At 68.6% G+C, this 10,602-nt stretch carries 16 protein-coding genes; 12 read left to right on the top strand and 4 right to left on the bottom strand.

What is annotated here, in order from left to right:
• Positions 1 to 422, bottom strand: a 422-nt coding sequence (locus GORHZ_RS04970) for a hypothetical protein (protein ID WP_157205067.1), incomplete at its 3' end; no start/stop codon positions are given.
• A gap of 1,011 nt (positions 423 to 1,433) precedes the next feature.
• Between GORHZ_RS04970 and GORHZ_RS04975 the strand changes: the two genes are divergently transcribed.
• The 5 genes from GORHZ_RS04975 to GORHZ_RS04990 all read left to right on the top strand — a co-directional run bounded on the left by GORHZ_RS04975 (position 1,434) and on the right by GORHZ_RS04990 (position 4,848).
• Positions 1,434 to 3,137 carry a ParB/RepB/Spo0J family partition protein gene (locus GORHZ_RS04975; protein ID WP_006330952.1) on the top strand — a complete coding sequence of 568 codons (1,704 nt, stop codon included), beginning with the start codon at positions 1,434 to 1,436 and terminating at the stop codon, positions 3,135 to 3,137.
• A gap of 351 nt (positions 3,138 to 3,488) precedes the next feature.
• Entirely contained in the window at positions 3,489 to 3,641 is a 153-nt protein-coding gene (locus GORHZ_RS31210) for a hypothetical protein (RefSeq protein WP_006330953.1), read from the top strand.
• 30 nt (positions 3,642 to 3,671) lie between these two features.
• Complete coding sequence (locus GORHZ_RS04980; RefSeq protein WP_006330954.1) at positions 3,672 to 4,004, top strand: hypothetical protein; 333 nt, start codon at positions 3,672 to 3,674, stop codon at positions 4,002 to 4,004.
• Entirely contained in the window at positions 4,001 to 4,342 is a 342-nt protein-coding gene (locus tag GORHZ_RS04985) for a hypothetical protein (protein ID WP_006330955.1), read from the top strand. The genes GORHZ_RS04980 and GORHZ_RS04985 overlap by 4 nt, the downstream gene beginning before the upstream one ends.
• Before the next feature lie 206 nt (positions 4,343 to 4,548).
• Positions 4,549 to 4,848, top strand: coding sequence for a hypothetical protein (locus tag GORHZ_RS04990; RefSeq protein ID WP_006330965.1), 300 nt, complete (start codon positions 4,549 to 4,551; stop codon positions 4,846 to 4,848).
• Positions 4,849 to 4,895: 47 nt separating this feature from the next.
• Here GORHZ_RS04990 and GORHZ_RS04995 read toward each other — a convergent pair whose 3' ends face one another.
• The gene (locus GORHZ_RS04995) at positions 4,896 to 5,255 is read right to left on the bottom strand and encodes a histone-like nucleoid-structuring protein Lsr2 (RefSeq protein WP_006330966.1); all 360 of its coding nucleotides are present in this window, start codon (positions 5,253 to 5,255) and stop codon (positions 4,896 to 4,898) included.
• A gap of 629 nt (positions 5,256 to 5,884) precedes the next feature.
• Between GORHZ_RS04995 and GORHZ_RS05000 the strand changes: the two genes are divergently transcribed.
• On the top strand, positions 5,885 to 6,841 hold the full coding sequence (locus GORHZ_RS05000) for a DUF4192 domain-containing protein (protein ID WP_006330967.1): 957 nt from the start codon (positions 5,885 to 5,887) through the stop codon (positions 6,839 to 6,841).
• A gap of 28 nt (positions 6,842 to 6,869) precedes the next feature.
• Here GORHZ_RS05000 and GORHZ_RS30715 read toward each other — a convergent pair whose 3' ends face one another.
• Complete coding sequence (locus GORHZ_RS30715; RefSeq protein ID WP_157205068.1) at positions 6,870 to 7,025, bottom strand: hypothetical protein; 156 nt, start codon at positions 7,023 to 7,025, stop codon at positions 6,870 to 6,872.
• Between the two features lie 308 nt (positions 7,026 to 7,333).
• Between GORHZ_RS30715 and GORHZ_RS05005 the strand changes: the two genes are divergently transcribed.
• From GORHZ_RS05005 to GORHZ_RS05025, 6 genes are all read left to right on the top strand, one after another.
• Positions 7,334 to 7,669, top strand: coding sequence for a hypothetical protein (locus GORHZ_RS05005; RefSeq protein ID WP_006330971.1), 336 nt, complete (start codon positions 7,334 to 7,336; stop codon positions 7,667 to 7,669).
• Positions 7,670 to 7,956: 287 nt separating this feature from the next.
• Positions 7,957 to 8,358: a hypothetical protein gene (locus GORHZ_RS05010; protein ID WP_006330972.1), complete on the top strand. Its 402-nt coding sequence runs from the start codon at positions 7,957 to 7,959 to the stop codon at positions 8,356 to 8,358.
• A gap of 474 nt (positions 8,359 to 8,832) precedes the next feature.
• Positions 8,833 to 9,084, top strand: a complete 252-nt coding sequence (gene nrdH / locus GORHZ_RS05015) for a glutaredoxin-like protein NrdH (protein WP_006330973.1) — start codon at positions 8,833 to 8,835, stop codon at positions 9,082 to 9,084.
• A 23-nt stretch (positions 9,085 to 9,107) separates the two neighbouring features.
• Positions 9,108 to 9,269, top strand: a complete 162-nt coding sequence (locus tag GORHZ_RS31215; RefSeq protein WP_006330975.1) for a hypothetical protein — start codon at positions 9,108 to 9,110, stop codon at positions 9,267 to 9,269.
• A gap of 26 nt (positions 9,270 to 9,295) precedes the next feature.
• A complete protein-coding gene (locus GORHZ_RS05020; RefSeq protein ID WP_006330976.1) occupies positions 9,296 to 9,973 on the top strand; it encodes a DnaB-like helicase N-terminal domain-containing protein in 678 nt (225 codons plus the stop codon).
• Positions 9,974 to 9,989: 16 nt separating this feature from the next.
• Positions 9,990 to 10,169, top strand: a complete 180-nt coding sequence (locus tag GORHZ_RS05025; RefSeq protein WP_006330978.1) for a hypothetical protein — start codon at positions 9,990 to 9,992, stop codon at positions 10,167 to 10,169.
• A 39-nt stretch (positions 10,170 to 10,208) separates the two neighbouring features.
• Here GORHZ_RS05025 and GORHZ_RS31930 read toward each other — a convergent pair whose 3' ends face one another.
• On the bottom strand, positions 10,209 to 10,334 hold the full coding sequence (locus GORHZ_RS31930) for a hypothetical protein (RefSeq protein ID WP_280985423.1): 126 nt from the start codon (positions 10,332 to 10,334) through the stop codon (positions 10,209 to 10,211).
• Between the last annotated feature and the right edge of the window lie 268 nt (positions 10,335 to 10,602).

Genomic DNA, 10,602 nt, shown 5'->3' on the forward strand with positions numbered 1-10,602 from the left:
GATCCGGCAAAGATCTCCAGAGTTTTCACCAAGTCGTTGAGGGCACGTGTGTCCCCGGCGGAGAGCGGTCGACGCGCAACGGTGACGCGGTGCAGCTCCGCAGCGAGCTTCCGGCGATTCTGCTTGGCCGGCTTCGCCGCCGTCCTCTGCTTCTTAGCAGCGCGGGGTGTGGAACGACGAGGAGCGGAGTTCGCGCCGCTCGGTTCGAGATCTCGCGCGGCGCGTCGGCGCGTCCTCACCGCCGAGACGCGTAGGACGAGACCCCTGTGGCGTTCCGGGTTCCCGTAGTAGGCCCTGCGCAGACGCACGCCGGGATTGTCGAGCCGCTTAATCTCGGCGTGGGTCAACTCCCGGTCTGCCGGAATGGACTCAGTTTTGCGCACCTCCTCGGCGAGCTGCTCGTAGTTCGCCTTCTTGGCCACCACTCGTACCTTCCACCGATCAGCAAACGCGCACTCTGGTAGGCCGCATCCTAATCGGCGACAGCGACAAACGCTCTGCCTACTGTTCAGAGCGCGGACTCACCCGAATCGCTCCGCCGGCACCCACGCCGTCATGGTCAGCGACGACCGCCGATTCACGCTCTCCACAACCACTTCCACCGCCGCCGACCACCGACCGTCGCATCCTCAGCCACGCCCATCTGACGGCCCCGCATCCGCTCCTCGATCCGGCCCCATGCGCCCGCACCCCCAACGACACCCCAGCGGGCGCGAAACCCGGCGGCCGCCCCGCCCACGGCAACGCCAAACCCGGCGGCCGCCCCGCCCACGGCAACGCCACCGCCATATCCACCTCCACCCACCGCGGCGGATCAACGAGCCGCAATGTCGTCCGATCGACCCACAAGGCCACATCAGAATCGAACACACATTCGATACTACTGCTACCCTCGCCCACGAGGGTGGGAGCAACCGGCGAGAGGGAAGCTCGCCGCTCCCACCCCGACCACGGAACATTCGCCGAGATCAGAAGTGACCAGAATCGAGGAGCTACCGCGACACCAAGCCCTCCCGCAAGCCGCGTCGCTCCCGCGCAATCACCCCGCCGGCCACCACCGTCGACGTGGTCACCTCGAGACCGAAGCTGTCGGTACCGCAGTAGGAGTGCCGGCTGTCGCCGGCAGGTGAATGGAGCGGCTGCGCCGCACTGTGGACCGGCCTGGCGGCCGGGTGCGTGGTGGTTTTGTCCTGCTGGCCTTCCCGATTGTGACCGGCGGTGCGTTGCGTGCAAGGGCACGACTGCGCTGCGCTTCGGCCCTGCGGGCTCGCACGACTTTTCGCCGACAGCGCTCGCAGGCTCGCTGCGAAAACTCGCACGCTCGACCCTGGCACTCCACGCCCCTCGTGCCGGTCCGAATCTCCTTTGCCAGCAGGGCAAAACAGTGGCGGACAGACGGGTTCGCCACCCCTGCACACGGAGAGGACCCCGCTATGAGCAACACCACCGCACACACCACCACCACCGGCGCTGCTGCTGTCGAGTTGGTGATCATCGACCCGGCCGCGCTGGTCATCGGCGACAACGCCCGCTCCGACACCGACCGGGCCTTGACCACGACGTTCCTGGCCTCGATCCGCGAGCACGGCGTGCTGGAACCCATCACCGCCATCCGCGACGGCGAGGGACGCCTGGTCGTGCGTGACGGCCAGTGCCGGACCCTGGCGGCCCGCGAGGCCGGCCTGCGCGAGGTCCCGGTCATCGTCACGCCTGCCGCCGAGGGCGACGAGAAAGCCCAGACCATCGACCGCATCAGCAAGCAGTGGGCACACAACGAACATCGCACCGGCCTGTCGGCCCGCGAGAAGGCCGCCACCATCCACCAGCTCCGCCTGGCCGGGGTATCGCCGACCAGGATCGCCCGCGAGCACCTGCACCTCGACAAGCGCCTGGTCGACGCCGCCCTGACCGCCGCGAAGTCCAGCGCGGCGATGGATGCGATGGCCGCCCAGGACTCGCTGACCCTCGACCAGGCCGCCACCCTGGCCGGCTACGACGGCGACGACACGGCGATCACCAAACTGCTCGATGCCGCCCGCGATGGCCGGTTCGAGCACGCCGCCGCCGAGCTCGCCGCCGTCGCCGAGGCCCGCGCCGCGCGCGCCACGCTGCGCACACAGCTGGAAACCCAGGGCATCACCGTGCACGACAGCACCCCATCGTTCGCCGACGACGTGAACTTCGCGCCGCTGGGCTACCTGTACACCGCAGACGGCGAGTTCGTCGGCCGCACCGACGACGACCAGGTCCCCGAGCTGGTGCCCGCCGCGAGCCTGCACGCGGTGATCGACACCGACGAGCACGAGGTCTGGTCGGATGCCTCCGGCACCCCGGTCGGCGAGGACAGCATCGACTGGGACCTCGACGACGACACCGACCCCGACACCGCGCCCGAGGGCGACCTGATCGACCCGCGCACCCTGACCCGCAGCGTCCGCGCCGTCGCCATCGTGCACCGCTGGTATGTCATCGACCCCAACACCCACGGCCTGTTCACCTGGGCACAGATCAACCAGCGCCGCACCGCCGAGACCGGCCACACCGACACCGGGGACGCCACGGCGAGCGCGGGCGCCGAGAGCGCCGAGAGCGCCGCCGACCGCGCGGCCCGCGTCGCGCAGGACCAGGCCGACCGGGAAGCTGCGGAGAAGGAGCAACGCCGCCGCGTGCTCAAGCTCAACAAGCTCGGCGTCGCCGCCCAGCAGGTTCGTCGCGGCAAGCTGCGCGAGGTGCTGGGCCGCAAGACCTTGCCGAAGGGCACAGCCGCCGCCGTCGCCGGATTCGTGGCAACCACTCTGTGGAACTACCATCCGCTGCTGGCCCAGACCGCCAAAGACGCCGACGCCCAGCAGGTCACCACCGAACTGCTTGGCGCCGACCCGATGACCGCGCTCGACGGTGCCGGCGCCGAACGCCGCCAGGTCATCACCCTCGCCATCGTGTGTGGCGCCCACGAGGCCAACCTGCCCAAGGACGCCTGGCGACCGGCCGGAGCATTCGAGTACTCCCGCATGGGCCGCACCGCCCGCACCGACTACCTGCGGTTCCTCGCCGACGTCGTGGGCTACTCACTCTCCGACATCGAGCAGGTCATCGTCGGCGACCTCGACGCCGCCACCATCAGCCTCGAGGGCTGACCCCCCAGCTGGTTGGCCCCACACCGGGGTGGGGCCACCCAGCGGAGCCCGGCCCGCGGCCGGCGACCTCGAGAAGAAGCGTTCACCACGCTGGAGCCGCCGGCCGGCGGCCGGGATCACGCATATGGGCGCGGCGCCGCCGCGGCAGTGATCGTCGGAGATGGGGTTTGTGTGCCCCCAACCGATTCTCTGCCCTCTGGTCGCAACCATCAAGGCGCACACAACTTTCCACCAACTACGGGTCGCTGCGCTGCCCTGCGGAAACTTGTGTGCTCTCGTCCTTGACAGTTCCTCCCGCCGGGAAGAGATGGCTGGTGTCCAACAAACCCGACCACCGCACAGGAGGACATCATGGCCCGCCAGACCCGCAACGGCACCCAGCGTGACGTGTTCAGCCGCGCCAGCCGCGCCCACCAGAACCCGGCCACCGTCCGCGCCGCCAAGCGCCAGGCCAACCGCCAGGATCGCGCCGCCGCCCGCCGCGCGATCACCGACCAGCTCTGACCACCACCAAGTACTCGAAAGGACTCGATGATGACCACCGCTAAGTACCGTCGCCGCGACGACCTGACCACCCCGGCACCGGGCGCCCACTACATCGAAAGTGGCGTCAAGATCTACCTGATGCGCGACCCCGCGGGTCTGGACCGCTGGGTCATCGACCCCAGCACCGTCGACGGCTACGCACTCGACCCGATCAACGACGACATGCCCATCAACGAAGAATGCTGCTGCGAGGACGCACACGGCTGCGACCGCGCGCTGGCGCGGATGGCCGCCGCTCACCTGCCCACCGGTGTACAGGTGATGGTCATGCTCGCCGACGCCCTCGGCTACACCATCACCGCCCAGGACCAGACGCGATGAGTGAGCGCTTGTTCCCCGACTGTCCCCTGCCCGGGTGCGTCAACCCGACCACCCGGCAGGGGCAACCCTGCCCCGGCTGCCTGCACTCGTTCGGCGACTACCTCGCCCACACCCCCGGCGGGCAACCGCTGACCGCTCCGGCCCAAGCCGACCGCGACCACGCCACCCGCGCCGCCTACCGCACCCAACTCGACATCACCGCCGTGGAACGCACTCTCGCGATCTCGGCCGGGCAGCAGGCCAAGCCCGGCCAAACCTGCTGGCTGTGCACCGAACGCCGCGCCTGCATCCGCGTCGACGGTCGCTGGGAATGCCGCGACTGCACCACCATTGCGTGATCGAGAACGGCCCGGCGCTGGGTTGGGGGCCACCCGACCTCATCTGGAAGCCTCACGGCACGGCCTATCGCCGCCGCGGGTGCGGCTGGGTCACCACCGACGTCAGCTGACCCGCCTGTGTCCACAGGCGGCATCGGTCCACAGATGCCGCCCTGACCGGGTCGCGCACCACCACACCCCGGTGCGGGCGGGTCACAATCGGACACATGATCACTTGGACCGTGACCACCTGGATCGTCGACTCCGACACTCTCGCAGCCGACTACGGCGCAGCCGACAACCGCTGCGCGGCCGTCGGCGAAGCCATCGACACCGCGCGCCGTGCGGTCGCCGACATCACCAGCGACGGATGGACCGTGCCGTACATCTCGATCGTCATCGACGACGACATCGCCCTCATGCTCGCCGTCGGCCGCCACCCCACCGGCCGGCCCGACATCGCCTCAGCCCTCGATGCGCTCGCCGCCCTCGACGTCACCCACCATCACCCCGGGCGACTCGCCTAAATGAGAGCGCGCGCTCAGGTCACACCGTGGCGCGCCACCAGCAACAGCTAGTGTGCGGCGTCGAACGCCTCCACCACCTCAGCAGCAATCCGACCTCGCGCCGACACAGCAAGACCGTTCTCCTGCGCCCATTCCCGAATCTCCCGAGTGCGGCCCGTCGACCCCGACACCGAGGACGGCGCAGCGCTGGCCGCCCGGCCACCAGACGGGACTCTCTCCGCTTTGCTCACGTATTTCGCGATGTCTTTCTCGAAACGCTCCACATTCACAGTCCGCAGGTCAAGCCCATAACGCACCGGACGTCGACCCGAAATCTTCACCTCAAACTCGATCCGATTCACATCATCCGGATCAATCACCTTGCCATCGAGATCATCGGTGATCTCAACACGCTGAACCTTCACCACACCCCCCTTTCCTGATCACGCGGTACAACGCTCGTTGTCATGATGAGCGTGAAAAAACACTAGCGCGATGGCGGCCGCCGCCTTCTACCTCTGACTAAATACTGTAAATACTGCACTAAGGTTGGCAAAGTGTCATCCACCGTGCGGTGTGCCCGATTACCCGGGAACACGCGCGGCTGCACCACTATTCAGTGATCGAGCTAGGCCCGCCGTGGTTGCGGGCCACCCGCAGCGGAGCGGCCTGCCGGCCGCATAGTGCTGCCCCTCCCCTCCGGGTCGGGCAGGTGGCCGGTGCCGGCGAGGCCGGCAGTCACCAAAGCAGAGCATCGGAGCGGCTGCGCCGCACTGTGACCGGCCTGCGGCCGGGTAGTTGATGGGTTTTGTCCTGGTGGCCGTCCGATTATGACCGGCGGACCGCTGCACGCAAGGGCACGACTGCGCTGCGCTTCGGCCCTGCGGGCTCGCACGACTTTTCGCCGACAGATGCTCGCAAGCTCGCTGCGAAAACTCGCGCGCTCGGCCCTGTGCGTTCCGCGGCCCTGATGCCGGTCTGAATCTTCCTTGCCACCAGGGCAAAACAATGGGCGGACAGACAGGTTCGCCACCCCTGACGTTGGGAAGGAACCCGCATGTCGAACATCCGTATCACCGCCGCTCCCGCCGAGCTGATCGCCGCGCTGCCCGCGCTGATGGGCTTCATCCCGACCGAGTCGGTCGTGGTGATCGGTGTGCGTGACGGGCGGGTGCAGGTCACCATGCGCCACGACGCCGACACCATCGCCCACATGGCCGACCACATGGCCGCCGTCGCCGCCCACCACCACCTGCCCACCGCACTCGTGATCGCGGTGACCGCCGGCGACGGACGCCACCCGGTGCAGACGATGACCGACGCATTGACCCGACGAGGCATCGAGGTCGTGCGCCGACTGCACACCACCCGCTGCGATGAGCCCGCCCCGTTCACCGACTACATCACCGGCGACACCGGCACCAGCAGCGACTACCGCACCAGCACCGCCACCGCCGGCCGTGTATTCAGCGGCCTGACCGTGGCCGCTTCCCGCGACGACCTGTCCGCCGAGTTCGACACCACCCCCGCCGTCGACACCAGCCGCTATGACCCCGCCACCATCGACCCGATCAGCGTGGCCGCCGCCGTGGTCGCCGCGATGACCACCCACACCATCGACGACACCGGGGACCTCGCCGCCCGGGTCGGCGCCGTCGTCACCCGCAGCCTCCACCTGCGGGACGCTCTGCTCCGCGTCGCCGACTACGACCCCGCCGCGGCCGCATGGGTGTACACCACCCTGTCCCGGCCGCTGCGTGGCCGCCGCCGCGCTGAGGTGCTGATCATGGCCGCGTTCTGCCATTACGCCGCCGGACACGGTGCCCGCGCCGGTATCGCCCTCGACCGCGCCACCGAGGAGACCGGCACCCTGCCCGCACTCGGTGCGCTGCTCGACCGCGCGTTGCGCGCCGGGGTGCCGCCCACAGACCTGGTCGCCGCCGGTGTCATCCCGACCGCCGCACTGGCCGATGACCTGATCGGCGGTCACTTCCCCCGCCCCGACGAGGTGTAACCCGCCCGGCCACACCGTGAGGCTCAGGTCACCCGACCTGAGCCTCCCCGTGGTCCGGCGGCACATCAGGACGCCACGACATATCCACGCGCAGGCCTCGGCCGGAGTTCTCGCCGGCCACCACCGCCGCCACCTCAGCCGCCGTCGGCACCCACAGTCCCCGCACCCGGTCCTCGATACCCATGACCCCCACGCTAGCTGCGCGCAGACCGAGCGCACCGACATCTATCCACAGACACGAGCAGAAGGGGCATTTATCCACAGATTCCGCCCTATCGTCCGTTCACCGGCCCGCACGGCCTTGCCGGCGGTCATCATCAAATCGCATGATCTCGTGGACGTCGACATTCCCGACATCGACAGCCGCGCACCGCTGTACCTGTCACATGCTCTGCCCCTGCATGACCCGGGCGGGGACCCGACCCCGCCACCCCCTGCCTGACGAGCACTCCACGTCTGGCGAGTTCGCGTCGAATCTGAAAGGGACACACCATGACTGCCCGCGCCGCCGCCCGTGTCGGCTTCCTCGCCGACGTCTTCACCTGCGCGCCCGAAGGTGGCATCGGCTACTGGTCGAGGTGCTCGCACTACCAGTGGACCAGCGACCAGCGGGCGGTCATCGCCGACCTCGACGAGGTCGAGCACACCATCACCCTCGACACCATCGCCCGCGGTATCACCGCGATCATCGGCGGCGACACCGCCCTCGCTGAGGGCCACCGGCGCCGCATCGCCGCCGCCAGTCCCGGCGACGCCACCGGCCTCGACACTGCCGACGCCGACACCATCGTGCAGACAGCACTTTTCGGCCACCCCATCTACGGCTAGCACGGCTAGCCTGACTAGCTCCGGTGTCCACGGTGCCGGCCAGCGGCCGGCATCTGCATCGGCGCGGCTACGCCGCGCGGTGATCTGAGGCGATGTGGGTTTGTGTGCCCCCACCCATTCTCTGCCCTCTAGTCGCAACCATCAAGGCGCGCACCGACTTTCCGCCGACAACAGGTCGCTGCGCTCCCTGCGGAAACTCGGTGCGCTTGTTCCTTGACAGTTACTCCCGGCGGGAAGAGATGGCCGGTGTCCAACAAACCCGACCACCGCACACCAGGAGGACAACGATGGCCCCGACCACCGACACCGGATGGATTCACCTGCCCACCGGCGAGGTCTGCGCAGACCCCGTCACCTGCACCCACGACCAGACCGCCGAGTCTGCCGAGCTGCACGGACCCAACCTCGCCGCGGTCAACCTGTGCGCCACCCTGCGCGGGGTCCCGTTCAGTCAGGCACTGATCGACTCACTGCGCGACTGGCGTGACGCCCTCGACCGGCAGATCAGCAACCACGCCGTCGCCGCCGCCAGCTGGCTCGCCCCCGCCACCGACGACGTCCTGCCCGGTGCCGACGCCGTCCGCTACGCCGAATCCGCGCACCACCAGCAGCGCATCACCACACTCATCGCCCGCCGAGACCTCGCCGACCACATGCTCGCCGGCGCCGACGACCAGCACTACCGCTGACCACCCGCGGTGTGGGACATCCGGTCATGGGTGTCCCACCACCCGGGTCGCTTGGCCCGCAACGGATCTCACCAGCCCGGTGGGGCCCGTGGGGGCGGGCATCGAACCCGCCCCCACGGCGCTGCGCGGAAGGCCGGTCACCCCTCGATGCCATCGCACCCCCGCTGCTGTTTCCTGCACCGCCGATTCTCATCACGTGCCCACCCCTGCTGTCCATCCGCTCCCCGCGCCGAACAATGGCACGCGCCGCGCGTCACTGCGTTCCGCTTCGCTTATTTCGCACCATTGTTCACCCTCTCGCTCAATGGACAGAAAGAGCGGCACGAATAGGCGGCAGATATCAGGAAAAGGCGCACACACAGGAACAGAAATAGATATCAAACACGGCAAAAGTATTGCGTGACAACACTATTCAACGATACAATGAGAGCTATAGCGTAAACTCTCGCAACCATCACGGAAATGGATACGACAATGAACGAGAATCCTGCAATCACAATCACCGTGTACACCAAACCGGCCTGCGTGCAATGCCAGACCACCCGCGCAGCCCTCGACAAGGCCGGCCTGGACTACACCGTTGTCGACATCAGCGTCGACGACACCGCCCGCGACTACGTGATGAGCCTGGGATACCTGCAAGCCCCCGTCGTGGTGGCCGGCGACGATCACTGGTCCGGATTCCGACCCGACCGCATCAAAAACCTCGGCCTACCGGCGGCCTGACACCCGCGAGGAGATCACAACTGATGACCGACTACGCCGAGAAGGCCGCCATGTACTGGGTCACGTCCGACGGCGCCTACGCCGTCGGTGATCCCGGACTCGGGGATGAACTCGCCGAGCTCGCCGCCCAGTGCGACACCTGGGCACACGAAGACCGCACCGGCGTGCACGGCACCGTCGGCTGAGAATCGAACAGGAAGGAGCACGAGAGGTGACCGTCATGGCCGACACCCACCCCGACGTCGATGCCGTCGACCGCGACGATACGGCGATCGAACCGCTGCCCGAGCTGGAAACCGTCACCCCCGGGCAGGACCCCACCCTGGCCGGCGCCATCGGCGACACCGCCACACTCGACGACACCCTCGCGCTCGAACTCGACACGCTCACCGCGCTGCTGTGGGCACCCCCGGTGATGGCGCGCCGTGTCCTCGACGCACTCATCGGCACCCGCGCCGACCGAGACGCCGGCCGCACCGCCACCACACTGCCCGGCGGCAGTGTGCTGTTCCTGCGCGAGACACACCAGACGGTGTTCGACGCCGCGGTCGCCCTCGTCGACGAAGGGAGCCCCGCCACCCCCGTGTTGGTCAACGCCCGACTCGCCGAGCACGGGCTGGCCGGTCGCACCCGCACGGTCATGCTCGACATCGGCTCACCACCCCATGGGCGGCCCGTCGCCGACAGCGCCGACCTGCCCTACCTCGCCGCCGCGCTCATCGACGCCTGGTACCGCCGCGGCTACACCGCACTCCTGGCCCGCATGACCCACGCCACCCTGCAGCGTCCCACCGCCGAACTCGCCGGCCACTGGACCGCACTCACCACCCACCAGCACGCCGCCGAAACCCGCTGGCTGGCCATCCGCGACGCCCTCGCCCGATCCTGAACAGAACAGGCCCGACATGACCGCCGACGACCACGAACTGCAAGACCTCGCCGCCGACCTCCACGACCACGGATACAGCTGGGAACACATCGCCCGCGAACTCGCCATCCCCGTCGCCACCGCCCAGCTCGCCGCCGGACAGGCCCGACAACGCGCCGCCGACCGCGCGGCCCGCGACCAGATCACCCTCTTCTAACGACACCCCAGTCAGCACCGGACGGACCCCTCGAGCGCGTCAGTGCTCAGGGGCGAGCAGGTGATGGATACGTTGCCGGCTGACGCCGAGAATGGCGGCCACGTCGCCGAAGCTGGCGGCGATGCCGGTGTCGAGCAATCCTTGTGCGACCTCGCGCCGCATCATCTGGGCGTGCGCCTGGGCGCGGGTCGCCTCCTCATCGGCGGTGCCGACACGCTCGAGAAGCTCACCGATGCCGGCAGGCCACTCAATAGTGGGGGTCTGGCTGCCGCACGTTGCTGCGAGGAATCCGGGGATGGACTTGAATACGGCGATTGGGCTGCTATGGCGAGTTGTCGTTCAGGAGCGCTGCGGCGTCGTCGAGGCGTCCGGCTGATCGGTAGGCGCCGGCGAGGTTGTGGCGGGAGGCCAGCGTCTGGGGGTGGTCGGTGCT

The organism is Gordonia rhizosphera NBRC 16068 (assembly GCF_000298195.1).
GTDB lineage: Bacteria > Actinomycetota > Actinomycetes > Mycobacteriales > Mycobacteriaceae > Gordonia > Gordonia rhizosphera.

Excerpts from the sequence above, each read along its gene's own strand:
- GORHZ_RS04975 (WP_006330952.1), top strand. The coding sequence starts at position 1,434 with ATGAGCAACACCACCGCACACACCACCACCACCGGCGCTGCTGCTGTC.
- GORHZ_RS31210 (WP_006330953.1), top strand. The coding sequence starts at position 3,489 with ATGGCCCGCCAGACCCGCAACGGCACCCAGCGTGACGTGTTCAGCCGC.
- GORHZ_RS04980 (WP_006330954.1), top strand. The coding sequence starts at position 3,672 with ATGACCACCGCTAAGTACCGTCGCCGCGACGACCTGACCACCCCGGCA.
- GORHZ_RS04985 (WP_006330955.1), top strand. The coding sequence starts at position 4,001 with ATGAGTGAGCGCTTGTTCCCCGACTGTCCCCTGCCCGGGTGCGTCAAC.
- GORHZ_RS04990 (WP_006330965.1), top strand. The coding sequence starts at position 4,549 with ATGATCACTTGGACCGTGACCACCTGGATCGTCGACTCCGACACTCTC.
- GORHZ_RS05000 (WP_006330967.1), top strand. The coding sequence starts at position 5,885 with ATGTCGAACATCCGTATCACCGCCGCTCCCGCCGAGCTGATCGCCGCG.
- GORHZ_RS30715 (WP_157205068.1), bottom strand. The coding sequence starts at position 7,025 with ATGGGTATCGAGGACCGGGTGCGGGGACTGTGGGTGCCGACGGCGGCT.
- GORHZ_RS05005 (WP_006330971.1), top strand. The coding sequence starts at position 7,334 with ATGACTGCCCGCGCCGCCGCCCGTGTCGGCTTCCTCGCCGACGTCTTC.
- GORHZ_RS05010 (WP_006330972.1), top strand. The coding sequence starts at position 7,957 with ATGGCCCCGACCACCGACACCGGATGGATTCACCTGCCCACCGGCGAG.
- nrdH (WP_006330973.1), top strand. The coding sequence starts at position 8,833 with ATGAACGAGAATCCTGCAATCACAATCACCGTGTACACCAAACCGGCC.
- GORHZ_RS31215 (WP_006330975.1), top strand. The coding sequence starts at position 9,108 with ATGACCGACTACGCCGAGAAGGCCGCCATGTACTGGGTCACGTCCGAC.
- GORHZ_RS05025 (WP_006330978.1), top strand. The coding sequence starts at position 9,990 with ATGACCGCCGACGACCACGAACTGCAAGACCTCGCCGCCGACCTCCAC.
- GORHZ_RS31930 (WP_280985423.1), bottom strand. The coding sequence starts at position 10,334 with ATGATGCGGCGCGAGGTCGCACAAGGATTGCTCGACACCGGCATCGCC.